This window comes from Streptomyces tagetis, assembly GCF_018069565.1.
In the GTDB taxonomy this organism is placed as follows: Bacteria; Actinomycetota; Actinomycetes; order Streptomycetales; family Streptomycetaceae; genus Streptomyces; species Streptomyces tagetis.
In genome coordinates this window covers 339,007-363,844 of the sequence record NZ_JAGPNL010000007.1, presented here as the reverse complement: position 1 = coordinate 363,844, position 24,838 = coordinate 339,007, and the positions used below count along the sequence as shown (strand labels likewise).

Genomic DNA, 24,838 nt, shown 5'->3' with positions numbered 1-24,838 from the left:
GCGCGGGGGCGGGTCCGGGGGCCGGACGGCTTGCCCCGAGCAGGGGCCGGGCGGCTTGCCCCGCGCGGAGGCGGGGCCGGGTACCGGGACCCGCCGTGCGTCAGCGGGTCCGGGCGTCGGCGTCCGGCCGCGCCGCCGGGCGCCGGCTCGCGATCACCTTGCGCGCCAGCGACCGGGGGCTGGTCAGGAAGCCCCAGCCCCAGGACATGTGCATGGTCGCCAGCGCCACCGGTATCCGCGCCCGCGCCTTCAGGGGCAGCCCCTTGCCGGCCGGGAGCGAGCCGAGGACTATCGCGGCGAGGTAGCCGCCGGGCACGACGAAGCCCCACGGGGTGAGCACGGCGCCCGCCACGAGGCCGGCGGCGATGGCGCACACCGCGGTCGGCGGGGCGAGGTAGCGCAGGTTGATGGAGCCGGCGTGGTAGCGGGCGACGACGTGCCGCCAACGGCCGTAGTTCTTGTACTGCTTGGCGAGGGCGCGTACCGAGGGGCGGGGCCGGTAGGAGACCTTCAGCTCGGGCGAGAACCAGATCAGGCCGCCGGACTCGCGGATGCGGAAGTTCAGCTCCCAGTCCTGGGCGCGGATGAACTCCTCGTTGTACCCGCCCAGGCGCTCCAGGGCCTCGCGGCGGAAGACGCCGAGGTAGACGGTCTCGGCCGGCCCGGCCTGTCCGCCGGTGTGGAAGGCCGCGTTGCCCACGCCGATCCTGGACGTCATCGCGGCGGCGACGGCGTCCTCCCACGCGTTCTCGCCCTCGGCGTGCATGATGCCGCCCACGTTCTGCGCGCCGGTCTCCTCCAGGAGCCGTACGGCGGTGGCGATGTAGTTCGGCGAGAGCATGCCGTGACCGTCGACGCGGACGACGACCGGGTGGCGGGACGCCTTGATGGCGGCGTTCAGCGCGGCGGGCGTACGGCCGGTGGGGTTGGGCACGGTGTGCACGCGCGGGTCCTCGCGGACCAGCTCGGCGGCGATCTCGTCCGTACGGTCCGTGGAGGGACCGAGGGCGATCACGACCTCCATCTCGCCTGCGTACTCCTGGGCGAGGATGGCGCGGACGGAACCGCGCAGATGCCGCTCCTCGTCGAGGACGGGCATGATCACGGAAACGGCGGGCAGCCGCACATCGGACTTGGCGTTCATCGGTGCTCACGTTACCGCGAACGGGGGACACGGGTGCGCGCCGCGGGGGCCACGGCACCGGGCAGCAGATCGTATGGGCCTACGGTTTTCCACGTCCCACGTCCGGACCAGCGTCCCGACCTCGCGGAGGTGCTCCTTTGCCCACGCCGCCCCGCTCCCCCAGGGTTCCGGCATCGCCCCCACCGGGCGGCTCCCCGCCCCGCCGGGGCCGTTCCGGCCCGTCGCGCCGGCCGGCCGGTACCGCCGTACGGCGCAAGCGCCCGCGCTGGGCCATGCGGGCGGCGACCGCGCTGTCGGTGGTGCTGCTCGCCTCCGCGGGCATCGGCCACGCGGTGCTCTCGGGGCTGGACGCGGACATCGCCCGGGTGGACGCCTTCAAGGACATGAAGAACCGGCCGCGCGGCGGCCACGGCACCAACCTGCTGCTGGTCGGCACCGACGGCCGCGACAAGATCACCGAGGAGGAGCGGCGCGCGTACCGGCTGGGCGGCGCCCCCTGCCACTGCACCGACACGATCATGCTGGTGCACATCTCGGAGGACCGGGAGCGGGCCAGCGTGGTCAGCCTGCCGCGCGACTCGTACGCCGAGACGCCGGCGCACACCGACGACACCACCGGCGAGCGGCACTCCGGGCACCCGATCAAGCTCAACGCGGCCTACGCCGAGGGCGGTCCGCAGCTCACCATCCGGACCGTCGAGCACATGACGCGGGTGCGGATCGACCACTACCTGGAGGTCGACTTCACCAGCTTCATGAAGACCGTGGACGTCCTCGGCGGGGTGGAGATCTGCACCGCCCAGCCGCTCAAGGACAGCTACACCGGCCTCGACCTGGCCGCCGGCACCCACCGGCTGGGGGGCGGGCAGGCGCTCCAGTACGTCCGCTCCCGGCACCTCGACGGGGCGTCCGACCTGAGCCGGATGACGCGCCAGCAGCGTTTCCTGGCGGCCCTGGTCGACCGGGCCACCTCCTCCGGCATCCTGCTCAACCCGCTGAAGTTCCGGGAGATCACGCAGGCCGTGCTGGGCTCGGTGCGGGCCGACCGCGGCTTCGGCACCGACGAACTGCTCGCCCTGGGGCGGGCGATGCGGAACTTCTCGCCGTCCTCCTCCGAGTTCACCACCGTGCCGATCGGGAAGATGGGGTACGCCGTCGAGGGCGTCGGGTCGACCCTGAAGTGGGACCCCGCCGCGTCGGAGCGGATCTTCAAGGCGCTGCGCGAGGACAAGCCGCTGGCCCCGCACCGCAAGGCGCCGGCCCCCTCGGCGGCGCCGGTCCCGGTGGACCCGCGGCAGATCCGCGTCCAGGTCGAGAACGGCACCGGGACCTCCGGGCTCGGCAAGCGCGTGGACGACGCCCTGGCCGCGACCGGGTTCGCCACCACGCGGACGCCGGTCAACGCCGCGGACCGCACGGCGGAGCGGACCGTGATCCTCTACGACCCCCGCTGGGACCGCTCCGCGACGTCCCTGGCCGCCGCCCTGCCCGGCAGTGAGCTGCGGCCGGTCAAGGGCCAGGGCGCCACGCTCAAGGTGATCGCGGGCGCGGACTTCGAGGAGGTCCGCAAGGTGCGGCCGGCCGAGCCGCCGCAGGAGTCCGGCACGGTGGTGCGCGGCGACGAGGTGGTCTGCGGCAAGGGGTGACGGACGGGGGCGCGCGGCGGCCGTGGGCCGGCGGGGCGGGGCGCCCCGACCGGGCGCGGGGGTGTGTCTCAGTTGCCGGTGACGGTGACCTTCTCGTCGTTCCTCAACTGGCTGACCAGCGTCTTCACCTTGGCGGAGTCCCAGGTGAGGTTGCCGCCGACGCTGCCCGCGATCGGCATGTTCAGCGAGGTGCCGTCGCCGCCGCTGACGCCCTTCATCGCCCAGAACATCCCGGCCAGGTCGAACAGGCTCATGTCCTTGTCGACGATGAGGGAGTCGAGGCCGGCGCCCATGGTCGGGTAGAGCCGGAAGGGGTTGAGCACCGTGGAGGGCGTGGCCACCTGGCTCGCCAGCGCGGACAGGAACTTCTGCTGGTTCTTCGTACGGTCCAGGTCCGAGCCGGCCAGCGCGTAGCGGGTACGGACGAAGGCCAGCGCCTCCTGTCCGTCGAGGGTCTGCTTGCCCTTCTTCAGGTCGGCGCCGGACTTCGTGTCCTTGATGTCCTGCGGGATGTCCAGCTCCACGCCGCCGACCGCGTCCACGATGTTGGCGAAGCCGGCGAAGCCGATCTCGACGTAGTGGTCGATCCGCAGGCCGGTGTTGAACTCGACGGTCCGCACGAGCAGTTCGGGCCCGTCCTCGGCGTAGGCGGCGTTCAGCTTCACGTGCCGGCCGGTGCCCGGGTAGGTCTTGCCGGAGTCGGAGCCGACGAAGCTCGGGATCTCCACGTTGGAGTCGCGGGGCAGCGAGACCAGCGTCGACCCGTTGCCGCCGGTGTGCAGGATCATCATCGAGTCGGTGCGCTTGCCCTCGGCGGAGCCGGTGTGCAGGTTCTTCTTCTGCTCGGCGGTCATGCCCTCGCGGCTGTCGGAGCCGACGATCAGGTAGTTGGTGCCCTTGCCCTCCTCGGGCCGCTCGATGACCTTGGAGAGGTCGACCTCGCGGTTGAGCTTGGAGTCGGCCCAGAAGTAGGTGCCCACCGTCGTGACGACCAGCACGGTCACCACCGTGATCGCCGTCCACTTGATCCGGCGGCGCCAGTCGGGGGCGGGGCGTCCGCCGCCGGGCGCGGGCCCGTGGGGGCCGCCGGGGCCGCCGTAGACCTGGCCGGTGTTGTAGCCGCTGTCGTAGCCGCCCCGGCCGCCGTGGCCCGCGCCGTCGACGTACGACGGCTGGCGCGGCACCCCGGCGCCCTGTGGCGGGGCCCCCTGGCCGCGGCGGGCCTGTCGCATCACGCGGGCGTTCTCGGGCCGCGGGCTCGCGCCGCCGCGTCCCTGACGGCTGCCGCGGTCACCGGACCATCCCTCGGGCCATTCGCTCATGCGGAACAGTGTGCAGTCCCCGGCCGGGCCGCTGACAGGGGCGGTGGGGTTCCGGGGCTCCGCTGTTGCCAAGCTGACACAAACCGTCCGCGGTGCCGGACCGGCATAAGGTGGAGGCCATGACAGACCAGGCAGACCCGGCCTCGGCCGAGCATGCGGCGGTTCCGGAGATCCCGGGCAAGCCGACCTCGGCCTCCCGTACCACCCTCAGCCACATCATGACGCACAACGACACCAACCTCCTGGGGACGGTGCACGGCGGCGTGATCATGAAGCTCGTCGACGACGCGGCCGGCGCCGTCGCCGGACGGCACTCCGGCGGCCCCGCCGTCACCGCGTCCATGGACGAGATGGCCTTCCTCGAACCGGTCCGCGTCGGCGACCTCGTCCATGTGAAGGCCCAGGTCAACTGGACCGGCCGCACCTCCATGGAGGTCGGCGTCCGGGTCCTCGCCGAACGCTGGAACGAGTCCGCCCCGGCCACCCAGGTCGGCTCGGCCTACCTGGTCTTCGCCGCGGTCGACGCCGACGGCAAGCCCCGCTCGGTCCCCCCGGTCCTCCCCGAGACCGACCGCGACCGGCGCCGCTACCAGGAGGCCCAGATCCGCCGCACCCACCGCCTGGCCCGCCGCCGCGCCATCATGGACCTCCGCCGCACCCGCGCCGCGGAGGGCTACGAGGACTGACCCTCCGGGGGCCGCGACCGGCCCCCGGCAGGTCCTGCCGAGGGCCGGCGCCTTCGTAGATCGTCCAAGACCCTCGGCGACCTCTTCGACTCGTTCCGGCGTGAGGCTTTCCGTCTGGAGACGCTGGACGACTACGGCGGCTCCGGGAACGTCGACGCGTATCACGCCTACCTGGCGGGCGAGCCGCAGCCGGCCGACTACAACGCCGGGTGGGTGGAGGAACTCCGCTCCCACACCGAAGAGGGGAAGCGGGTCTATAGGGTGCACGTTCTGTCGCGCCCCCTCACGGACTATCTCCGCTTCGAACTCGGGTGGGGCTACCGGAAGAACATGACCGGCGGTGAGGAGTTCTTCATCCTCGACGTCACCGACACACCGAATCCCCTGGCGGGCGTACCGGACTTCTGGTGCTTCGATTCGGAGTCCGTGGCCGTGATGAACTACGACGGGACGGGAAAGTACCTCGGTTCGCAGGTACTGGAGCCGGAGCGGGTGGCCGAGTTCACCGGATACCGCGACACGGCACTCGCCCACGCGGAACCCTTCCCCGCATGGTGGGCCAAGCACGGGGCGTGAACAGAGCACAGCTCGGGGCCGCGCTGCGGGCGCTGCGCATGGCATCCGGAAGGGAAACCAAGGCAGAGTCGGCTGACGAGTCGCGCGCGCGGGTCTATGCGACTTCGTGACTAGCCGCCGGGGCCACCTTGCCTTACGGGTGTCACCGTTCGTAGTTTGCCGACGACACAGACCGGAGGGGGTCTCAGTGGACGAACTGCGGGCGATCGCGGGCGGGCCGTGCAGGAGCGGCGACGATGACGAGTGTGGGAACGGAGACTGCCCCACCGTGTACGCCACCCGGGAACCGGGCATGTTGGCCATCCAGGGCTACGACGTGACCCACCCGACGCCGGACGGCGAGTCGGTTGTACTGATCCCGGAAGACATCCTCAAGGAGGCTGCGCGTGCCCGTGGATGGCTCTAGCCCCGTCCTGCTGGACGGCGACGAGTGGCAGGCGTACTTCCGCGACTTCAAGCGCTCCGCGTTCCGGCTGGAAGTCCACCAGACCTACACCATGCCCGCGGAGGCCGAGACGGTCCGCGACTTCCTCGCGGGGGTGTCGATGCCGGAGGGCTTCAACGCGCCATGGCACCAGACGATCGGTGAGCACGCGGCGGCCGGCCGGACGATGACCCGCGCCAAGATCGTGCGTCGACCGCTCACGCCGTACAGCCGTTACCTGTTCGAGTGGTGCATCCCCGGAAATGTCGCGGCCGGGGAGGACTACCGGATAATCGATGTGACGGAGCGGCCGAACCTCGGACTGCCGGAGCAGGACTTCTGGCTGTTCGACGAAACGACCGTGGTTCATCTCAACTACCGTCCCGACGGAACGCAGATCAACCGGGAACTGATCCAGAACCCGGACATCGGCAAGTATCTCGCGTGGCGGGATCTCGCGCTGGAAAGTGCCGTACCGTTCAGTGTCTATCGAACCTGAAACGCAAGCACGGGAGCGGAAGGATTTGGCGGAGGCCCTTCGGGGTCTCCGCCGCGCTTCCGGGCTCAGCGGCGAACGTCTGGCGCTGCGCTGCAACATGAGCCAAACGAAGATCAGCCGCATCGAGACCGGCCGCGCCCTGCCAACGGTCATCGATGTCGAGCGCATCCTCAAAGCACTCGCCGTGCCTGACGAGGTGGCCGGCGAACTTCTCCGACTGGCACGCCGAGCCAATGTGGACTACGCGTCGTGGCGGGCTCATGCACGCGTCGGCCTGCATCACAAGCAGGCCGAGCTAAGTTCCCTCGAGTCTTCCTCGCGGGTGATGCGGCACTTCCTCCCGGCGATCCCTACCGGCCTGCTGCACGTGCGTGAGTACGCCATCGAGACCCTTTCGCCCACGGTGACCAGCGACCCGGCCAGGGACGTCGCACGGGCGGTGCAGGCACGCATGGACCGTCAGGCCATCCTGGACGACGCATCGCGCTCATTCTGCTTCCTGATGACCGAGCAGGCCGTCAAGTGGCAACGGGCGAGCGTCGAAGCCATGGCGGCCCAATGCTCACATATGGCCGAGGTCAGCAGGAAGCCCAACGTCGAAATCGGGATCGTCCCGCAGGGGAAACATGTACCTGGCACGCCGATGAACATCTTCGTGGTCTACGACGATCGCCTCGTGACCGTCGAACTGTTCTCCGGTGAAGTCGTGCTGCGCGACCCTCGGGACATTACTCAGCACCTTGGACTGTTCGAACTCTTCTGGTCGCACGCATTGACCGGTGATGACGCTTCCGCCTTCCTGGAAGAAACCGCAGGCAGCTTTATGCGTCAACGCAACTAACACTCCAAGCGGGCTCGCCGAGAGGCCATGATGGAGTCGTGGAGAGCGAACGGAAAACCCCGTCCGGCGAGGATTCCCCCATTGACGGGACATGCCCGAGCAGACTGGATCGTGAACCGCAGGCAATTTCCGGCTGCCCTGATTGCCTTTCTCATGCGGTCGCCCGAGCGAATGCCCGTTCCCTTTTCGACTACAGCGCCGTCTCCGATGCCAACGTACGGATGCGGCTGCACCAGGCGAAGGCACACCGGTCATGAGCCGCAGGAAAGACGTCGGACTCTTCGGCGCCCAGCCCTTGATGACCGTGCGGGTCTCTCGTGACTCCGGGCAGACCTGGGGGCCGGAGCGGGCCGTATACGCGACGGACGACCTTCCGCCTCTGCTCACGGGTGCTTGGCCGCCGTGCGAGTGCCGGCGGTGCGCGGGACGCGGTCGGGGTTCCGGGCGCTGAGACTTTCCCGCCCTGCCCCGATGACCTCCCGCCGCGCGCGGTTCGGCCTGAGGGCCTGGTTCTCCGGCCTCTATTTGCACAGCCCCCGGCGCGATGCCGGGGGCTGTGTCGGGTGCGGGGCCGGTGGTCGGTCCAGGGGTGGTTCCGGGTTCCGTCAGGGGAGGTTTCTGGCCATGACGATGCGCTGGACCTGGTTGGTGCCCTCGTAGATCTGGGTGATCTTGGCGTCGCGCATCAGGCGTTCCACCGGGTAGTCGCGGGTGTAGCCGTAGCCGCCGAGGAGCTGGACGGCGTCCGTGGTGACCTCCATGGCGACGTCCGAGGCGAAGCACTTGGCGGCGGCGCCCTGGAAGGTGAGGTCCCCTTCTCCCCCTCCGGCGGCGACGCGCTCGGACTTGGCCGCGGCGGCGTAGGTGAGCTGGCGGGCGGCCTCGATCTTCATGGCCATGTCGGCCAGCATGAACTGGACGCCCTGGAAGTCGCCGATCGGCTTGCCGAACTGCTTGCGCTCGCGGACGTAGCCCTTGGCGTAGTCGAGGGCGCCCTGGGCGATGCCGAGAGCCTGGGCGGCGATGGTGATGCGGGTGTGGTCCAGCGTCTTCATCGCCGTGGCGAAGCCCGTGCCCTCCTCGCCGATCATGCGGTCGGCGGGGATGCGGACGTTGTCGAGGTAGACCTCGCGGGTCGGGGAGCCCTTGATGCCGAGCTTCTTCTCCGGGGCGCCGAAGGAGACTCCCTCGTCGCCCTTCTCCACCACGAAGGCGGAGATGCCCTTCGAGCGCTTCTCGGGGTCCGTGACCGCCATCACCGTGTAGTACTCGGACTCGCCCGCGTTGGTGATCCAGCGCTTGACGCCGTTCAGGACGTAGTGGTCGCCGTCGCGGACCGCCTTCGTCTTCATGCCGGCCGCGTCCGAGCCCGCGTCGGGCTCGGAGAGGCAGTACGAGAACATCGCGTCGCCCTTGGCCAGCGGCCCCAGGTAGCGCTTCTTGAGCTGCTCGGAGCCGGAGAGGATGACCGGGAGCGAGCCCAGCTTGTTCACCGCCGGGATCAGGGACGAGGACGCGCAGACGCGGGCGACCTCCTCGATGACGATCACCGTGGCGAGCGCGTCGGCGCCGCCGCCCCCGTACTCCTCCGGCACGTGCACCGCGTGCAGGTCGTTGGCGGTCAGGGCGTCGAGCGCCTCCCTCGGGAAGCGGGCCTCCTCGTCCACCGCGGCGGCGTACGGCGCGATCTTCGCCTCGGCCAGCGAACGGACGGCGTCGCGGAGCATGTCGTGCTCCTCGGACGGGCGGTACAGGTCGAAGTCAGCCGATCCGGCCAAGGTCTCTCACGCTCCAAAACGCAGTGATGCTGAGGCTAACTACCGTTAAGTAACCCAAATTTTAGAGCCCCGCCGCCGTCCTGGATAGGTGAGCTTGACGACAGGGTGACGCCGCCGGGCGCGGGGGCCTTGAGGGCCCCCGATATGCTCGGGCGCGCACGTCCGCCGTACACCGTCTGGAGCACTCATGGCCCTCAAGATCACCGTGATCGGCACCGGCTACCTCGGCGCGACCCACGCGGCGGCCATGGCCGAGCTGGGCTTCGAGGTCATGGGCCTGGACGTGGTGCCCGAGAAGATCGAGACGCTCCGGCGGGGCGAGGTCCCGATGTACGAACCGGGGCTGGAGGAGCTGCTGCGCCGGCACGTCGCCGGCATCGACGGCTCCAGCGGGCGGCTCCGCTTCACCACCGACTTCGCCGAGGTGGCGGCCTTCGGGGACGTGCACTTCCTGTGCGTGAACACGCCGCAGAAGCACCTTGAGTACGCCTGCGACATGTCGCACGTGGAGTCCGCGCTCGCCTCCCTCGCCCCGCATCTGCACGGACCCGCCCTGGTGGTCGGCAAGTCGACCGTGCCCGTCGGCTCGGCCGAGCGGCTGGCCGCCTACCTCGCCGAGCACGCCCCGGCCGGGGACGACGCCGAGCTGGCCTGGAACCCGGAGTTCCTGCGCGAGGGCTTCGCCGTCGACGACACCCTGCACCCGGACCGGATCGTGGTCGGCGTGCGCGGCGAGCGGGCCGAGAAGCTGCTGCGCGAGGTGTACGCGACGCCCGTCGCCGAGGGCTCGCCGTTCATCGTGACCGACTTCCCGACCGCCGAGCTGGTGAAGACCTCCGCCAACTCCTTCCTGGCCACCAAGATCTCCTTCATCAACGCGATGGCCGAGGTCTGCGAGGCGGCCGGCGGCGACGTGGCCAAGCTGGCCGAGGCCATCGGGCACGACGACCGGATCGGGAAGAAGTTCCTGCGGGCCGGCATCGGCTTCGGCGGCGGCTGCCTGCCCAAGGACATCCGGGCCTTCATGGCCCGCGCCGGCGAGCTGGGCGCGGACCAGGCGCTGACCTTCCTGCGCGAGATCGACTCGATCAACATGCGCCAGCGCGGCCAGATGGTCGAGCTGACCCGGCAGGCGCTGGGCGGCGGCCCCTTCCTGGGCAAGCGGGTCGCCGTGCTCGGCGCCAGCTTCAAGCCCGACTCGGACGACGTCCGGGACTCGCCCGCGCTGAACGTGGCCGGGCAGATCCACCTCCAGGGCGGCCAGGTCACCGTCTACGACCCCAAGGGCATGGACAACGCCCGCCGGATCTTCCCCACGCTCGGCTACGCCGGCTCGGCGCTGGAGGCGGTGCGGGGCGCGGACGTCGTCCTGCACCTGACGGAGTGGCGGGAGTTCAGGGAGCTGGACCCCGAGGAGCTGGGCCGCGAGGTGGCGGCGCGGGTGCTGCTCGACGGGCGCAACGCGCTGGACCCCGGGGTCTGGCGGCGGGCCGGGTGGACGTACCGCGCGATGGGGCGGCCGACCGCCTGAGCGGTACGGGGCACAGGGGGACGCCGGTTCGGCCGAGGCTCAGTCGGCCGAACCGGCGTCCGTTGCATTCTGCACCACGGCCGGCCGCGCCGGGCGCGGGACCCGGTGTGGATCAGGTCTCCCTGGCCCGGTAGCGGCGCATCTTGGCGCGCGCCCCGCACACCGCCATCGAGCACCAGCGCCCGCGTCCGGCGGGGCTGCGGTCGTAGTACGCCCAGTGGCAGTCGGCGGCCTCGCACGCCTTGAGCCGGGTCCAGGTGTCCGCGACCAGCGCCTCCGCGACGGCGGCGGCGATCCGGGCGGGCAGGAGGCGGCCGTCGGCGGGCGCGAGGGCGGCCGAGCCGTCCGCCTCGTCGACCGTCACCAGCAGCGGCGCCTCGGCCAGGAGGGCGCCGAGCGGGGTGACCGGGGCGTGCGGCGGGTGGCCGGCGTGGGCGAGCAGGGTGGCCCGCAGCGATTCGCGCAGGACGCGCGCGTACGGCGTCTCCCGCTCGGTCAGGCCGAAGGGCTCGCGGCCCTCGGGGGTGTCCAGCGAGTCGGCGCCCGTCTCGATGTCCAGCGTGTTCACCAGGGACTCGACCAGGGCCAGCCCTCCCGGTGCGGGCGATTTCCCACTCATGGTTGCGACGTTACCTCCGATGCGGGACCATGCGGTAACCGTTACCGGTTGCTGCACCTTGCTGGTAACAGCAACCGGTAACCACCTCGGTATCCACATCTCCTGGAGGAGGAAGTCATGGCCGTCGCCGAACTGGGTGCCACCGTCCTGGACTGTCCCGACCCCCGCGCCCTGGCCGGTTTCTACGCCGGGCTGCTCGGCGGGACCGTCGAGGGCGACGACGACTGGATCGACCTGCGGCTGCCCGGCGGGCGCGTGCTGGCCTTCCAGGCCGCCCCCGGTCACGTCCCGCCCGCCTGGCCCGCGCCCGACCACTCGCAGCAGGCCCACCTCGACCTGACGGTGACCGACCTGGACGCGTCCGAGCGGACCGCGCTGGAGCTGGGCGCCACGCCGCTGGACGCGGAGGACCGTTCCCGCACCTTCCGGGTCTACGCCGACCCGGCCGGGCACCCGTTCTGCCTCTGCGCCTGCTGAGGGGCGCTACGGAATGCCGGGTGCCCGGCGCCCGTCCAGGTCCGCGTGGGTCGCCGTGGAGGGGTCCCGGCGTTGTTGCGCGGCTCGGGCGGTGAAGGTGACGGCGCGCAGCACGCGCTGGACGTTGCCCCAGGTCAGCAGGGCGATGTCGGACTCGGGCCAGTCCCGGCGGAGCAGCTCGGCGATGAGGCGCGGGTAGCCGGTGGGGTCGCCCAGCTCCAGGGGGTGGGCGGTGCCGGTGTCGTAGGTGCCGGAGAGGCCGACGGCGTGCGGGCCGGCCACCGCGCGGACGTGGTCGAGGTGGTCGGCGACGTCGCGGACGGTCGGGCCGCTCTGCTCGGCGGCCAGCGGCACCATGCACAGGCCCCCGGCCGCGCCGAGGCGGGCCAGGAGGTCGTCGGGGAGGTTGTCCGGGTGCGCGCGCACGGCTCCGGCGCCGGAGCGGACGCACAGGACCGGGGCCCGGGAGACGTCGAGGGTGCGGTCGATGGTGGGGGCGGAGGCGCCGGAGAGGTCGGCGGCGACGCCGAGCCGGTTCATCTCGCGGACGGTCTCCTCGCCGAACCGGGTCAGCCCGGCCTCGCCCGCCCAGTCCACCCCGGTCAGGGTGAGCACGCGCAGCCCGAGGGCGTGCAGGGAGCGCAGGACGGAGAGGCTGTCGGCGAGGGCGGTGGCCCGGACGGGGCCCGGCACGACGGCGACGCGGCCCCGGTTGCGGGCGTCGGCGATCTGCCCGGCGTCGTGGGCCAGGGCCAGGCCCTCGGGGTGGCGGCGGACCACGGCACCGATGAGGTCGAGCTGTTCCAGCGCGGCGGCGACGGCCCCGTCGCCCCGGACGCCGTCGGGCTGGTGCAGGGCCCAGAACTGGGCGCCCACGCGACCCTCGCGGAGCCGGGGCACGTCGGCGTCGACGCCGCTCTCGCCGAGTTCCAGGTCGTAGTCGTACCAGCGGAGCCGTTCGAGGGCCCGCAGCAGTCCGGCGCAGCCGTCGGCGACGGGGTGGGCGCGCAGCACGGCGCGGGCACGGGCCGTCGGCTCGTCCTCACCGCCGGAAGCCTGACCCGCAGCCGGACCCGGAGCCGGACCCGAAGCCGGCCCCAGCCCGGAGCCCGTACCCGAAGCCGGCCCCAGCCCGGAGCCCGTACCCGAAGCCGGCCCCAGCCCGGAGCCCGTACCCGAAGCCGGACCCGGCCCGGAGCCCGAAGCCGGACCCGCCGCCGAGCCCGGCCCGGAGCCCGCGCCCGAACCCGGCCCCGCGCCGGAGGCCGGGACGTGCCCGGTGCAGGCGCTGGGTATCGGCGGACAGGGCTCGGGCGGGAGGATCTCCGCGGACGACGGTACGGGCACACCACCGGCCTCGGTGCGGATGTGCAGGTCGTCCTGGAGATCTGCCATGGCGGGCTCCGTCCCGTCGTCGTGCGTTTGGGTCACCGTCGCACGACGGGGCGGGCCCTTCCCGGTGGGTGGGGCGTTCGGTGTACGAGGGCCCCACCCGCGCCGGCGTCAGCCGTCCAGCTCCGCGATGGTCGCGTGGGACGGGCCGCGCGCGGCCCGCAGCTCGCGGGAGACGTCCTCGGCGGCGCCCAGCACCCGCACCGCGTTCTGCCAGGTCACCTTGGCCAGATCGGCGCGCGACCAGCCGCGGTCGAGGAGTTCGGCGATCAGGTTCGGGTAGCCCGAGACGTCGCCGAGCCCGTCCGGGGTGAAGGGCGTGCCGTCGTAGTCGCCGCCGATGCCGATGTGGTCGACGCCCGCGGCCTCGCGCATGTGGTCGAGGTGGTCGGCGACGGTGGCGACCGTGGCGACGGGGCGTGGGGAGCGCTCCTCGAAGGCGTGGTGCACGGCCATCGCCTCGGGCCCGGAGTCGAGCGGGTGGAAGCCGTGCGCGCGCATGTTCTCGTCGGCGGCGGCCGTCCAGTCCACGGCCGCCTGGAGCACGAACTTCGGCACGAAGGTCACCATCGCCACGCCGCCGTTGGCGGGCAGCCGTTCCAGCACGTCGTCGGGGACGTTGCGGGGGTGGTCGCAGACGGCCCGCGCGGAGGAGTGGGAGAAGATCACCGGCGCCGCGGAGGTGTCCAGCGCGTCCCGCATGGTCGTGGCGGCGACGTGCGAGAGGTCGACGAGCATGCCCTCGCGGTTCATCTCGCGCACGACCTCGCGGCCGAAGGCGGAGAGCCCGCCCACGCCGGGCTCGTCGGTCGCGGAGTCGGCCCACGAGACGTTGTCGTTGTGGGTGAGGGTCATGTAGCGCACGCCGAGCGCGTACAGGGCGCGCAGGGTGGCGAGCGACTCGTCGATGGAGTGGCCGCCCTCGGCGCCCATGAGGGAGGCGATGCGGCCCTCGGCGCGCGCGGCCTCCATGTCGGCGGCGGTCAGCGCGGCCCGCAGGTCCCGCGGATGCCGCTCCAGCAACTGCCGTACGCAGTCGATCTGCTCCAGCGTGGCGGTCACCGCGCCGGGCAGGTCGGAGCGGACGTACACCGACCAGAACTGGGCGCCGACGCCGCCGGCCCGCAGCCGGGGGATGTCGGTGTGCAGGTGGGCGGCCTGGTCGGCGGCGATGTCGCGGGCGTCGAGGTCGTAGCGGACCTGTTCGCGCAGTGCCCAGGGCAGGTCGTTGTGGCCGTCGGCGACGGGGAACTCGCGCAGCAGTTCCCGGGCCTGATCCAGCGAGGTCACCGGCGTCACTTCCCGAATCCGAAGCCGCCCGAGCCCTCGACCTTGGAGCGCAGCCGCTTGCCCTTCTCGGTGGCCTGGTCGTTGAGGTCCTGCTGGAACTCGCGCATCCGGGCGAGCAGCTCCTCGTCGTGGGCGGCGAGCATCCGCGCGGCGAGCAGCCCGGCGTTGCGGGCGCCGCCGACGGAGACGGTGGCGACGGGGACGCCGGCCGGCATCTGCACGATGGACAGCAGCGAGTCCATGCCGTCGAGGTACTTCAGCGGCACGGGCACGCCGATGACGGGCAGCGGGGTGACGGAGGCGAGCATGCCGGGCAGGTGGGCGGCGCCCCCGGCCCCGGCGATGATCGCCTTCAGCCCGCGTCCGGCGGCCTGCTCGCCGTACGCGATCATCTCGTGCGGCATGCGGTGCGCGGAGACGACGTCGACCTCGTAGGCGACCTCGAACTCGTCGAGTGCCTTGGCGGCGGCCTCCATGACGGGCCAGTCGGAGTCCGACCCCATGACGATGCCTACGACCGGGCTCATTCGGTGATCGTCCCTCTCAGATAGCCGGCAGCGTGACGGGCGCGCTCCAGCACGTCGTCCAGGTCGTCGCCGTAGGTGTTGACGTGGCCGACCTTGCGGCCGGGCTTCACGTCCTTGCCGTACATGTGGATCTTGAGCTGGGGGTCGCGGGCCATGCAGTGCAGGTACGCGGAGTACATGTCCGGGTAGTCCCCGCCGAGGACGTTGACCATGACCGTCCAGGGGGCGCGCGGGCGCGGGTCGCCCAGCGGCAGGTCGAGGACGGCGCGGACGTGGTTGGCGAACTGACTGGTGATCGCGCCGTCCATGGTCCAGTGGCCGGAGTTGTGCGGGCGCATCGCCAGTTCGTTGACGAGGACGCGGCCGTCACGGGTCTGGAACAGCTCGACGGCGAGGTGGCCGACGACGCCGAGTTCCTTGGCGATGCGCAGCGCCATCTCCTCCGCGCGCAGCGCCTGCTCCTCGTCGAGGGCGGGGGCGGGGGCGATCACGGTGTCGCAGACGCCGTCGACCTGCCGGGACTCGACGACCGGGTAGGCGACGGCCTGGCCGTGCGGCGAGCGGACGACGTTGGCCGCCAGCTCGCGGACGAAGTCGACCTTCTCCTCGGCGAGGACGGGCACACCGGCGCGGAAGGGCTCGGCGGCCTCCTCGGCGCTGTCGACGACCCAGACGCCTTTGCCGTCGTACCCGCCGCGCACGGTCTTGAGGACGACCGGGAAGCCGTCCCCCTCGGCGGCGAAGGCCGCCACGTCCCGCGGGTCGGAGACGATCCGGTGCCGCGGGCAGGGCACGCCGATCCCGGCCAGCCTCTCGCGCATGACGCCCTTGTCCTGGGCGTGCACCAGCGCGTCGGGGCCGGGGCGTACGGGGATGCCGTCCGCCTCCAGCGCCCGTAGATGCTCGGTCGGTACGTGTTCGTGATCGAAAGTGATCACGTCGCAGCCCCTCGCGAAATCGCGCAGCGTGTCCAGGTCTCGATAGTCGCCGACGACGACTTCGTGCACGACCTGTGCCGCGGAATCCTGAGGGGTGTCACTGAGGAGCTTGAACCTGATGCCCAACGGGATGCCCGCTTCGTGTGTCATACGCGCGAGCTGGCCCCCGCCGACCATGCCGACTACCGGGAACGTCACACCCCTAGCGTATCGGCCACCGCGGGGCGGCCGGTTTTCCGCCCTCCCCGGGCGCTCCCCCGTCTGCCGTGGCCGTCCGCAGGAAGATCGCGCGTCCGGGTGGTTAGCATGACTGAGTTGATGCCCAACCGACGGACGGGGGCCTGCACGCCCATGGAACACGGCTCCCCGGGGTCTCCCACGGCTCCTTCCCCGGCGCCCTCCGGCGTCCCGCGGGGGCGGATCGGCCGGCTGGTCGCCGAGGTCGCCAAGTTCGGCGCGGTCGGCGGCGTGGGCGTCCTGGTCAACCTCCTCGTCTTCAACCTCGTCCGGCACGTGAGCGACCTGCCGGTGGTACGGGCGAGCGTCATCGCCACCATCGTGGCGATCGTCTTCAACTACCTGGGCTTCCGGTACTTCACCTACCGGGACCGCGAGAAGGGGCACCGCACCCGGGAGATGTCGCTGTTCCTGCTGTTCAGCGTGGTCGGGCTGGTGATCGAGAACGGCGTGCTGTACACGGCGACCTACGGCTTCGGCTGGGACACCCCGTTGCAGAGCAACATCTTCAAGTTCCTCGGCATCGGTCTCGGCACCCTCTTCCGCTTCTGGTCGTACCGGACCTGGGTCTTCCGGGCGCTGCCCTCCCCCGAGGCCGCCGTACGGACCGCGCCGGAGCAGGCGCGCGCGACGGCGCTGCACCCCCAGCCCAGCGCCCGCGCGGCCCGGCCCGCCGGCGCCACCGGCCTCGGCGCGAGCCGCCGGCAGTAGCGTCGGCCCGCAGGGCTCCCGGGAAGGGCGCGGGTCCCCCGGTCCCCCGGGAGCGGCGCGGGCCCACGGAGCCGCGGCGGCCCGTCGGTCAGCGGACCGTGGTGCCCGCCGGGGACTTCTTCGGCGGCGAGGTGCGGGACAGGAACAGGCCGAAGACCGGGGGCCGGGGCTGGAGGAGTTCCAGCCGCCCGCCGTCCGCCTCGGCCAGGTCCCGGGCGACGGCCAGGCCGATGCCGGTGGAGTTGCGCCCGCTGATGGTCCGCTCGAAGATCCGCGCCCCCAGGTCGGCCGGTACGCCGGGACCCTCGTCGGCGACCTCGATCACCGCCTGGTTGCCCGTGACCCGGGTGCGCAGCGCGACGGTGCCGCCGCCGTGCATGAGGGAGTTCTCGATCAGCGCGGCGAGCACCTGGGCCACCGCGCCCGGCGTGCCGACGGCCGTCAGGTGCCGTTTGCCGGAGCTGACGATGGCCCGGCCGGCGCTGCGGTAGGCGGGGCGCCACTCGGCGATCTGCTGCTGGATCACGTCGTCCAGGTCGAAGGAGACGGCGGAGCCGCTGCGCGGGTCGCGGGCGTTGGTGAGCAGCCGCTCCACCACGTCCGTGAGGCGTTCCACCTGGGTCAGCGCGATGGTGGCCTCCTCCTTCACCGTCTCCGGGTCGTCGGTGAGGGTGATCTCCTCCAGCCGCATGGACAGCGCGGTCAGCGGGGTGCGGAGCTGGTGGGAGGCGTCGGCGGCGAGCCGTCGTTCGGCGGTGAGCATGCGGGCGATGCGCTCGGCGGAGGCGTCCAGCACGTCCGCGACCCGGTCCAGCTCGGGGACGCCGTACCGCTTGTGGCGCGGGCGGGGGTCGCCGGAGCCGAGGCGTTCGGCGGTCTCGGCGAGGTCGGTGAGCGGGGAGGCGAGCCGGCCGGCCTGGCGCAGCGCCAGCAGCACCGCGGCGATCACCGCGAGCAGCGCCACCAGACCGATGATCAGCAGGGTCCGGCCGACCTCCCGGGTCACCGAGGAGCGCGGTTCCTCGACGAGGACGGTCTCGCCCTCCTCCCCCACCGCCTTGCCGCGCAGGACCTCGCCGGTGGGCTGCTTGCCGACCTCGATGACGGGCCGGCCGGGGATGCGGATCACGGCGTAGCGTTCGCGGGAGACCTGCTCGCTCAGGATCTCGGCGTCGACGGTGCCGGTGCCGAGCAGCCGGCTGTCCACGATGCCGGCCAGCCGCACCGCCTCCAGGTCCACCCGCTCCTGGGCGGTGCTGGTGATGGTGCGCGCCTCCACGATGACGAGGGAGACGCCGAAGACGGCGATCACCACGAGCACCACGGCGAGCGTGGACTGGATCAGTCGGCGGCGCATGACCTCTCAAACCCGTTCGTGCCCGTGCCGCCCGCGCCCGGCCCGCGGCGGCGGGGGACCCGGCTCAGCTCTTCTCGAAGCGGAAGCCCACGCCGCGCACCGTGGCGATGTAGCGCGGGTTCGCCGCGTCGTCGCCCAGCTTCTTGCGCAGCCAGGAGATGTGCATGTCGAGGGTCTTGGTCGAGGACCACCAGGTGGTGTCCCAGACCTCCCGCATGAGCTGGTCGCGGGTGACGACCCGGCCGGCGTCGCGCACCAGCACGCGCAGCAGGTCGAACTCCTTCGCGGTGAGCTGGAGCTCCTCGTCGCCCATCCAGGCCCGGTGCGATTCGACGTCGATGCGCACGCCGTGGGTGGCGGGCGGCTGCTGGGGCTCGGCGGCGCCGCGCCGCAGCAGGGCGCGGACCCGGGCGAGCAGCTCGGCGAGGCGGAAGGGCTTGGTGACGTAGTCGTCGGCGCCCGCGTCCAGGCCGACCACGGTGTCCACCTCGTCGGCGCGGGCGGTCAGGATGAGGATCGGCACGGTGTGGCCCTCGGAGCGCAGCCGGCGCGCGACCTCCAGCCCGTCCATGCCGGGCAGCCCCAGGTCGAGCACGACCAGGTCGACGCCGCCCTGCATCCCGGCGTCCAGCGCGGCGGGTCCGTCCTCACGCACCTCGACCTCGTACCCTTCCCGGCGCAGTGCGCGGGCCAGCGGCTCCGAGATGGACGCGTCGTCCTCGGCGAGCAGTACACGGGTCATGGGCTGATGGTAGTCCGCCCGGGACGGGGCCAGGGGGCGGTGATCACGGCGCGGACGGCCCGTCCCCGGACACCTCGGGCGAGCTGGTGAAACCTCCTGACATCGGTGGACATGGCGGGGCGCGGTCCGGCGGGCCGGGCGGTCGCGTGCGTACGGGGACCCCGGCCGGGACCTACGGGTGTGGGGTGACATCCTGGAACGGGCCTTCGAAAGGTCGAGTGAGGTTCCGATCGCTCCTGTGATCCGTGTCTCAATCCCTTCCATACCGGGCGGTGTCCTGCCGTATGGTGAATCAGCGCCTGTAGCACCCAATGACCTTTGGCATCTGTTCGACGCTGAAGGTCTCTTTTGTGTGCGGGCCGGCTCCGGCCGGCCTTGAAAGGAATGACCTGTGGCCGGGCCCCGGCGCGCGCAGCACGCGTGCCGGAGCGTGGATCCCGGTGGTCTCCGTCCGTCGCCTCGCAATCCGGGGCGCGATCCCTCAGGCGTGGGGTCGGACGGGCCGGCCGCCGGTGCCGGCTCCCCCCACCGGGCGCGCATCGCCTCATGAGCGCGTCCCGACCAGCAAGGAACGACATGGCGTCCAGCCTGACGAAGGACTCGGTCCAGCCGGGCACCCCCGGCTCCGAGAAGACCTTCTTCGGCCACCCCCGCGGACTGGCCACTCTCTTCATGACCGAGATGTGGGAGCGTTTCTCCTACTACGGCATGAGGGCCCTCCTCCCGCTGTACCTGGTCGCCCCGGGCGGCCTGCACATGAGCGCCGCCACGGCCACCGCGATCTACTCGGTGTACGTGTCCCTGGTGTACCTGCTCGCCATGCCCGGCGGCTGGTTCGGCGACCGCGTGTGGGGCCCCCGCAAGACCGTCGCCATCGCCGGCGGCATCATCATGCTCGGCCACCTGACGCTGGCCCTGCCCGCGTCCGGCACCTTCTTCGCCGGCCTCGGGCTGGTGGCGATCGGCTCGGGTCTGCTCAAGGCCAACATCTCCACGATGGTCGGCCAGCTCTACAAGGGCCCGGACGACCCGCGCCGCGACGGTGGCTTCACCGTCTTCTACATGGGCATCAACCTGGGCGCCTTCGCGGCGCCGCTGGTCATCGGCACCATCGGCGAGAGCGTCAACTGGCACCTGGGCTTCGCGCTGGCCGCGGTCGGCATGGGTCTGGGCGTCGTCCAGTTCCTGCTGGGCAGCCGCCACCTGGACGCCCGGTCCAGCGTCGTGCCGAAGCCGCTGTCCGCCCAGGAGAAGGTGTCGACGCTGCGCAAGGCCGCCTTCTGGGCCGCCCTCGCGGTCGTCTTCTACGCGGTCGTCGGCTTCAGCGGCCACTACACGCTGAAGTGGGTCCTGGTCCCGCTGACCCTGCTCGGCGTGATCATCCCGGTGATGGTGCTGGCGCGGATCAAGCGCGACAAGGAGCTGGACCGCTCCGAGCAGTCGAAGATGTCCGCGTACATCTGGTTCTTCGTGGCCGCCGCGGTCTTCTGGATGATCTACGACCAGGGCGGCTCGACGCTGTCGATCTTCGCCGACTCCTCGGCCGAGAACTCCGTCCTGGGCTGGAACTTCCCGGTCTCCTGGTACCAGTCGATCAACCCGGTCCTGATCATGTCGCTGGCCCCGGTCGTCGCCTGGATCTGGCTGGCGCTGAACCGGCGCGGCAAGGAGCCGAGCACGATCGTGAAGTTCGCCTCCGGCCTGGTGCTGGTCGGCATCTCCTTCTTCCTCTTCCTGGCCCCGCTGAGCATCGCGGGCGGCGGTCACAAGGCCGCGGCGCTGTGGCTCGTGGCGATCTACTTCGTCCAGACCTGTGGTGAGCTGCTGCTCTCCCCGGTCGGGCTGTCCGTGACGACGAAGATGGCGCCGGCGAAGTACGCCTCGCAGATGATGGGCGTCTGGTTCCTGGCCGTCACCGCGGGCGACGCCACGACCGGTCTGCTGTCCCTCTTCGGGGTCGACCTGGACAAGACGGGCATCGTCGGCCTGGAGGCCACGCTCGCCGTGGTCGCCGGACTCGCGGTGTGGATGTACCGCAAGCGGGTCAAGGAGCTGATGGGCGACATCCGCTGAGCCCTGCCGGGCCTGCCGGGCCCGGACCGCACGACGGAGGGCCACCGCTTCCCCTGGGGGAGGCGGTGGCCCTCCGGGCATTGGGGGGCGGCTGCCGCGGCTTGTACGGATGTTCTCTTCCGCGGCCGGGTGAGCCGGTGCGCTGCGCGCGGGCTCCCCTCGGCGTTCTACGGCGGTGTGCCCGGCGCTTCGCCGGGTGTCCCACGCCGGAGTGCCCGGCGCTTCGGCGGACGTCACGCACCGGAGTGCCCGGCGCTTCGGCAGACATCACGCGCCGGAGTGCTCGGCGCTTCGGCGGACGTCACGCGCTGGTACGCCCGCCGCTTCCCCGGCGGGCTACGCCGGTGTGCCCAGTTCCGCCCAGACGCGTTTGCCGGCGACGCCCGGGGTGCGCACGACGCCCCAGTCGAGGCAGAGCCGTTGCACGATGAACATGCCGTGGCCGCCGGGGCGTCCCGCGCGGTGCGGGGTGCGGGGGGCGGGCTGGCCCGTGCCGCGGTCGGAGACCTCCAGCCGGATCACCTTGCGGTCGCAGGTGATCCACAGCTCGTCCGGCCCCTCGGCGTGCAGGCAGGCGTTGGTGACCAGTTCGGAGACGACGAGGAGCACGTCCTCGGCGGCGGCGCGCTGGTCGGCGGTGGCGGAGGGCAGCCAGCCCCACGCGTACAGGGCCTGGCGGGTGAAGTCGCGGGCGAGCGGCACGACGCCGCTCTGCCCGTCGAAGCTCAGTCTGCGGACCTGCCGGCCCGGACCGGGACCGGCGGCGGCCGTGCGCCCGCCGTCCGCTCGCGGCGCCCCGCCCGGAGCCGGCTGCGCCACGGGCACACCGGGCCCCGCGGACAGGTGCGTACCGGACATCCGCGCGCCCCCTTCGGAGTTCCCCGTCCCGGACACGCCCCCCTCGGACGCCCCGGAAGCGCCGCCGGACTCCGGACCGCGGTCGCCCGGCGAGCAGGGCCGGGTGGTGCTCATCAGCGCTTCACCTCACCGATCCACCGACATTCACATTCCACCGTCGTACACACTCAGTCGCGCCGGCCGGACGGGCCCAAGGGTTCTCCTGCCCGACCCGCCACGAGGAACACCCCCGCCTTCGACACGAAATTCGACACGAAGGGGGGGACGCGGCGTCGCCACCGTCCCCGAAGGCCCACGCGCCCCTGCGCCGATCCGTCCACGGACCGGCTCAGCCGGTCTCGCCCGGCAGGGCGTCCGCCAGCGTGTCGTGCAGCGTGAAGACCGCCTCGGCCCCCGTGATCTCGAACACGCGGGCCACCACGGGCTGCATGCCCACGAGATGGACGCCGCCCCCCGCCGCCTCCGCCTTCAACCGCGCGCCGAGCAGGACGTTGAGTCCCGTGGAGTCGCAGAACTCCAGGCGCGAGCAGTCGACGACGAGCCGGCTCAGCCCCTTGGCGACGCACTCCTCCAGCGGCTCCCGCAACAGATCTGCGGTGTGGTGATCCAGCTCACCCGCCGGAGTCACGACGGCGCTGGAGCCCTCTTCCCGCACCTCCACCAGAAGCCGGCCCGACTGTGCGCTGCCGACCGTCCCGCGGTCCATGCCGTCTCTCTCCCGACCTCATGAGTGCCTTGCTGACGCCCTCGAACACTACGCCTTCCGGCCGCCCGACGACACCCAACAAACGCACATAACCGGACATACGAACACAGAACACACTTGCGGTGGGCTCGGTAAACCCGGTAACCCTAGAGGCACACGTACCCGACACGGCCGGCTTTGGAGGCGCCGCACACCGCAGTGCACATCATTGGCTTCGGCTGCCTTATGCCGAGAACGATGGAGGACATCATGTCACCCCGGCTCGACGGATCGCCTACCCACAAAGCGACGTCGACACCCCCTCCGGAACATCTGGAACCCATCGCGCGTCACGACGCGGTCGTCGAGCCCGACGACGCCCTCGCGGGGCTTCCGGACATCCCCGCCTACGACGAGGTGGCTCCGGCGGACGCACGGGCCCTGTCCAAGACCCTCTTCGAGCGGCTGGAGTCGCTGGAGGAAGGCACCCACGAGTACGCCTACGTACGCAACACGCTCGTCGAGCTGAACCTCGCGCTGGTCAAGTTCGCCGCCTCCCGCTTCCGCTCGCGCAGCGAGCCCATGGAGGACATCATCCAGGTCGGCACGATCGGCCTGATCAAGGCGATCGACCGCTTCGAACTCTCCCGGGGCGTCGAGTTCCCCACGTTCGCCATGCCGACCATCATCGGCGAGATCAAGCGCTTCTTCCGCGACACCTCGTGGTCCGTGCGCGTGCCGCGCCGGCTCCAGGAGCTCCGCCTCGACCTGGCCAAGGCCGGGGACGAACTGGCCCAGCGGCTGGACCGCGCCCCCACGGTGAGCGAACTCGCCGAGCACCTCGGCCTCTCGCGCGACGAGGTCGTCGAGGGCATGGCGGCGTCCAACGCCTACACCGCCTCCTCCCTCGACGCCCAGCCGGAGGAGGACGACGCCGAGGGCGCGCTCGCCGACCGGATCGGCTACGAGGACCACGGGCTCGAAGGGATCGAGTACGTCGAGTCGTTGAAGCCGCTGATCGCCGAACTCCCGTCCCGGGACCGGAAGATCCTCTCCCTCCGTTTCGTCGCGGGCATGACCCAGTCGGAGATCGGCGACGAACTCGGCATCTCCCAGATGCACGTGTCCCGGCTGCTGTCGCGGACCCTGGTACGGCTGCGCAAGGGGTTGACGGTCGAGGAGTGACCGTCACGGAGTGACTCCGCCACGGGGGCGGTCCCACGAGGGACCGCCCCCGCGCCCGTCCCGGCACCGCCCGCCCGTGCGGGGCCCGTCGCCCCTCGCGGCTCACACCACCCGTACGCCGCGCCGCCACACCCCGGTGACGAGCGGCACGCCCGGCCGGTAGGCCAGGTGCACATGGCTCGGCGCGTCCAGCAGGACCAGGTCCGCGTACGCGCCCGGGACCAGGCGTCCGACGTCGTCCCGGCGCAGGGCCGCCGCGCCGCCCGCGGTGGCCGACCAGACCGCCTCGTCCGGCGTCATCCCCATGTCCCGCACCGCGAGCGCGACGCAGAAGGGCACGGACGAGGTGAACGACGACCCCGGGTTGCAGTCCGTCGACAGCGCCACCGTCGCGCCCGCGTCGAGCAGCCGCCGGGCGTCGGGCCAGGGGGCGCGGGTGGAGAACTCGGCGCCCGGCAGCAGGGTGGCCACCGTGTCGCCGTGCGCGAGGGCGTCGACGTCGGCGTCGGTGAGGTGGGTGCAGTGGTCGGCGCTGGCCGCGTCGAGTTCGACGGCGAGCTGGACGCCGGGGCCGTGGGTGAGCTGGTTGGCGTGGACGCGCGGGCGCAGGCCCCGTTCCCGGCCGGCGGTGAGGACGGCACGCGCCTGGTCGCCGTCGAAGGCGCCGCGTTCGCAGAAGACGTCGATCCAGCCGGCGTGCGGGGCGCAGGCGTCGAGCATCTCCCCGGTGACCAGGGCGACGTAGCCGGCGGGGTCGTCGGCGTACTCGGGGGCGACGATGTGGGCGCCGAGGTAGGTGACCTCGTCGGTGTGGTGGGCGGCGATGCGCAGCGCGCGGGCCTCGTCGTCGACGGTGAGCCCGTAGCCGGACTTGGTCTCCAGGGTCGTGGTGCCCTGGCGCAGGGCCTCCCGCAGGTGCCGGACGAGGGTCGCCTCCAGTTCCGCGTCGGTGGCGGCGCGGGTGGCGGCGACGGTGGTGCGGATGCCGCCGGCGCTGTAGGGGCGGCCGGACATGCGGGCGTTGAACTCCTCGGTGCGGTCACCCGCGAAGACCAGGTGGGAGTGGCTGTCGACGAAGCCGGGCAGGACGGCCCGGCCGCCGGCGTCGACCCGGTTGTCAGTGGCGGGTGCTTTCCTGGTCTCACCGGTCCACACGACACGGTCGCCGTCGATGACGACGGCCGCGTCGCGGACCAGTCCGAGGGGGTCGCCGTCACGGAGGGAGGGGTCGTTGGTGACCAGCGCGGCGATGTTGGTGATGGCGGTGCTGCTGCTCATGGCGTCCTCGTCGGCGTCGCGG

Annotated in this window: 24 protein-coding genes; 11 read left to right on the top strand and 13 right to left on the bottom strand. The window is 72.0% G+C overall.

Annotation, left to right across the window (positions count from 1 at the left end; all coding sequences use genetic code 11):
* Nucleotides 1–100: 100 nt before the first annotated feature.
* Nucleotides 101–1,144, bottom strand: coding sequence for a glycosyltransferase family 2 protein (locus tag J5Y05_RS24235; RefSeq protein ID WP_210875175.1), 1,044 nt, complete (start codon nt 1,142–1,144; stop codon nt 101–103).
* 137 nt (nt 1,145–1,281) lie between these two features.
* On the opposite strand from J5Y05_RS24235, the gene J5Y05_RS24230 reads away from it, so the two are divergent.
* Entirely contained in the window at nt 1,282–2,790 is a 1,509-nt protein-coding gene (locus J5Y05_RS24230; RefSeq protein WP_443742829.1) for an LCP family protein, read from the top strand.
* Nucleotides 2,791–2,858: 68 nt separating this feature from the next.
* Here the strand turns inward: J5Y05_RS24230 and J5Y05_RS24225 are convergent, their stop codons facing one another.
* The gene (locus J5Y05_RS24225) at nt 2,859–4,112 is read right to left on the bottom strand and encodes an LCP family protein (RefSeq protein ID WP_210875173.1); all 1,254 of its coding nucleotides are present in this window, start codon (nt 4,110–4,112) and stop codon (nt 2,859–2,861) included.
* A gap of 119 nt (nt 4,113–4,231) precedes the next feature.
* On the opposite strand from J5Y05_RS24225, the gene J5Y05_RS24220 reads away from it, so the two are divergent.
* The 5 genes from J5Y05_RS24220 to J5Y05_RS24200 all read left to right on the top strand — a co-directional run bounded on the left by J5Y05_RS24220 (nt 4,232) and on the right by J5Y05_RS24200 (nt 7,138).
* Nucleotides 4,232–4,798, top strand: coding sequence for an acyl-CoA thioesterase (locus J5Y05_RS24220; protein ID WP_210875172.1), 567 nt, complete (start codon nt 4,232–4,234; stop codon nt 4,796–4,798).
* Nucleotides 4,799–4,912: 114 nt separating this feature from the next.
* Nucleotides 4,913–5,374 (top strand): DUF6879 family protein, encoded by a 462-nt coding sequence (locus J5Y05_RS24215; RefSeq protein WP_210875221.1) that lies wholly within the window; start codon nt 4,913–4,915, stop codon nt 5,372–5,374.
* A gap of 187 nt (nt 5,375–5,561) precedes the next feature.
* Nucleotides 5,562–5,780, top strand: a complete 219-nt coding sequence (locus J5Y05_RS24210; RefSeq protein ID WP_372450518.1) for a hypothetical protein — start codon at nt 5,562–5,564, stop codon at nt 5,778–5,780.
* Nucleotides 5,761–6,297 (top strand): DUF6879 family protein, encoded by a 537-nt coding sequence (locus J5Y05_RS24205; protein ID WP_210875171.1) that lies wholly within the window; start codon nt 5,761–5,763, stop codon nt 6,295–6,297. The genes J5Y05_RS24210 and J5Y05_RS24205 overlap by 20 nt, the downstream gene beginning before the upstream one ends.
* On the top strand, nt 6,281–7,138 hold the full coding sequence (locus J5Y05_RS24200; protein WP_307854069.1) for a helix-turn-helix domain-containing protein: 858 nt from the start codon (nt 6,281–6,283) through the stop codon (nt 7,136–7,138). The genes J5Y05_RS24205 and J5Y05_RS24200 overlap by 17 nt, the downstream gene beginning before the upstream one ends.
* 605 nt (nt 7,139–7,743) lie before the next feature.
* On the opposite strand, the gene J5Y05_RS24195 is transcribed toward J5Y05_RS24200, so the two are convergent.
* The gene (locus tag J5Y05_RS24195) at nt 7,744–8,916 is read right to left on the bottom strand and encodes an acyl-CoA dehydrogenase (protein ID WP_210875170.1); all 1,173 of its coding nucleotides are present in this window, start codon (nt 8,914–8,916) and stop codon (nt 7,744–7,746) included.
* A gap of 187 nt (nt 8,917–9,103) precedes the next feature.
* Between J5Y05_RS24195 and J5Y05_RS24190 the strand changes: the two genes are divergently transcribed.
* A complete protein-coding gene (locus tag J5Y05_RS24190) occupies nt 9,104–10,447 on the top strand; it encodes a UDP-glucose dehydrogenase family protein (RefSeq protein ID WP_210875169.1) in 1,344 nt (447 codons plus the stop codon).
* Nucleotides 10,448–10,559: 112 nt separating this feature from the next.
* Here J5Y05_RS24190 and J5Y05_RS24185 read toward each other — a convergent pair whose 3' ends face one another.
* On the bottom strand, nt 10,560–11,066 hold the full coding sequence (locus tag J5Y05_RS24185; protein WP_210875168.1) for a CGNR zinc finger domain-containing protein: 507 nt from the start codon (nt 11,064–11,066) through the stop codon (nt 10,560–10,562).
* A gap of 117 nt (nt 11,067–11,183) precedes the next feature.
* On the opposite strand from J5Y05_RS24185, the gene J5Y05_RS24180 reads away from it, so the two are divergent.
* On the top strand, nt 11,184–11,543 hold the full coding sequence (locus J5Y05_RS24180) for a VOC family protein (protein ID WP_210875167.1): 360 nt from the start codon (nt 11,184–11,186) through the stop codon (nt 11,541–11,543).
* Nucleotides 11,544–11,549: 6 nt separating this feature from the next.
* Here J5Y05_RS24180 and J5Y05_RS24175 read toward each other — a convergent pair whose 3' ends face one another.
* The 4 genes from J5Y05_RS24175 to J5Y05_RS24160 all read right to left on the bottom strand — a co-directional run bounded on the left by J5Y05_RS24175 (nt 11,550) and on the right by J5Y05_RS24160 (nt 15,888).
* Nucleotides 11,550–12,938, bottom strand: a complete 1,389-nt coding sequence (locus J5Y05_RS24175; protein WP_210875166.1) for a dipeptidase — start codon at nt 12,936–12,938, stop codon at nt 11,550–11,552.
* A 108-nt stretch (nt 12,939–13,046) separates the two neighbouring features.
* Nucleotides 13,047–14,225: a dipeptidase gene (locus tag J5Y05_RS24170; protein WP_210875165.1), complete on the bottom strand. Its 1,179-nt coding sequence runs from the start codon at nt 14,223–14,225 to the stop codon at nt 13,047–13,049.
* Nucleotides 14,226–14,230: 5 nt separating this feature from the next.
* On the bottom strand, nt 14,231–14,752 hold the full coding sequence (gene purE, locus J5Y05_RS24165) for a 5-(carboxyamino)imidazole ribonucleotide mutase (RefSeq protein ID WP_210875164.1): 522 nt from the start codon (nt 14,750–14,752) through the stop codon (nt 14,231–14,233).
* On the bottom strand, nt 14,749–15,888 hold the full coding sequence (locus tag J5Y05_RS24160; RefSeq protein WP_210875163.1) for a 5-(carboxyamino)imidazole ribonucleotide synthase: 1,140 nt from the start codon (nt 15,886–15,888) through the stop codon (nt 14,749–14,751). Before J5Y05_RS24160 ends, purE begins: the two co-directional genes overlap by 4 nt.
* A gap of 153 nt (nt 15,889–16,041) precedes the next feature.
* Here J5Y05_RS24160 and J5Y05_RS24155 point away from each other — a divergent pair, with 153 nt between their 5' ends.
* Nucleotides 16,042–16,638 (top strand): GtrA family protein, encoded by a 597-nt coding sequence (locus J5Y05_RS24155; protein WP_210875218.1) that lies wholly within the window; start codon nt 16,042–16,044, stop codon nt 16,636–16,638.
* A gap of 88 nt (nt 16,639–16,726) precedes the next feature.
* Here J5Y05_RS24155 and J5Y05_RS24150 read toward each other — a convergent pair whose 3' ends face one another.
* A complete protein-coding gene (locus J5Y05_RS24150) occupies nt 16,727–17,995 on the bottom strand; it encodes a sensor histidine kinase (protein ID WP_210875162.1) in 1,269 nt (422 codons plus the stop codon).
* A 64-nt stretch (nt 17,996–18,059) separates the two neighbouring features.
* Nucleotides 18,060–18,737 (bottom strand): response regulator transcription factor, encoded by a 678-nt coding sequence (locus J5Y05_RS24145; RefSeq protein ID WP_030423067.1) that lies wholly within the window; start codon nt 18,735–18,737, stop codon nt 18,060–18,062.
* A gap of 576 nt (nt 18,738–19,313) precedes the next feature.
* Between J5Y05_RS24145 and J5Y05_RS24140 the strand changes: the two genes are divergently transcribed.
* Nucleotides 19,314–20,810, top strand: a complete 1,497-nt coding sequence (locus J5Y05_RS24140) for an oligopeptide:H+ symporter (protein WP_210875161.1) — start codon at nt 19,314–19,316, stop codon at nt 20,808–20,810.
* Between the two features lie 336 nt (nt 20,811–21,146).
* Here J5Y05_RS24140 and J5Y05_RS24135 read toward each other — a convergent pair whose 3' ends face one another.
* Together J5Y05_RS24135 and J5Y05_RS24130 are read right to left on the bottom strand one after the other, a co-directional pair.
* A complete protein-coding gene (locus tag J5Y05_RS24135) occupies nt 21,147–21,782 on the bottom strand; it encodes an ATP-binding protein (RefSeq protein WP_210875160.1) in 636 nt (211 codons plus the stop codon).
* A gap of 214 nt (nt 21,783–21,996) precedes the next feature.
* The gene (locus J5Y05_RS24130; protein ID WP_210875159.1) at nt 21,997–22,374 is read right to left on the bottom strand and encodes an STAS domain-containing protein; all 378 of its coding nucleotides are present in this window, start codon (nt 22,372–22,374) and stop codon (nt 21,997–21,999) included.
* A gap of 237 nt (nt 22,375–22,611) precedes the next feature.
* On the opposite strand from J5Y05_RS24130, the gene J5Y05_RS24125 reads away from it, so the two are divergent.
* The gene (locus J5Y05_RS24125; protein ID WP_210875158.1) at nt 22,612–23,538 is read left to right on the top strand and encodes an RNA polymerase sigma factor SigF; all 927 of its coding nucleotides are present in this window, start codon (nt 22,612–22,614) and stop codon (nt 23,536–23,538) included.
* Between the two features lie 102 nt (nt 23,539–23,640).
* Here J5Y05_RS24125 and hutI read toward each other — a convergent pair whose 3' ends face one another.
* Nucleotides 23,641–24,816 carry an imidazolonepropionase gene (gene hutI, locus J5Y05_RS24120; protein WP_210875157.1) on the bottom strand — a complete coding sequence of 392 codons (1,176 nt, stop codon included), beginning with the start codon at nt 24,814–24,816 and terminating at the stop codon, nt 23,641–23,643.
* Between the last annotated feature and the right edge of the window lie 22 nt (nt 24,817–24,838).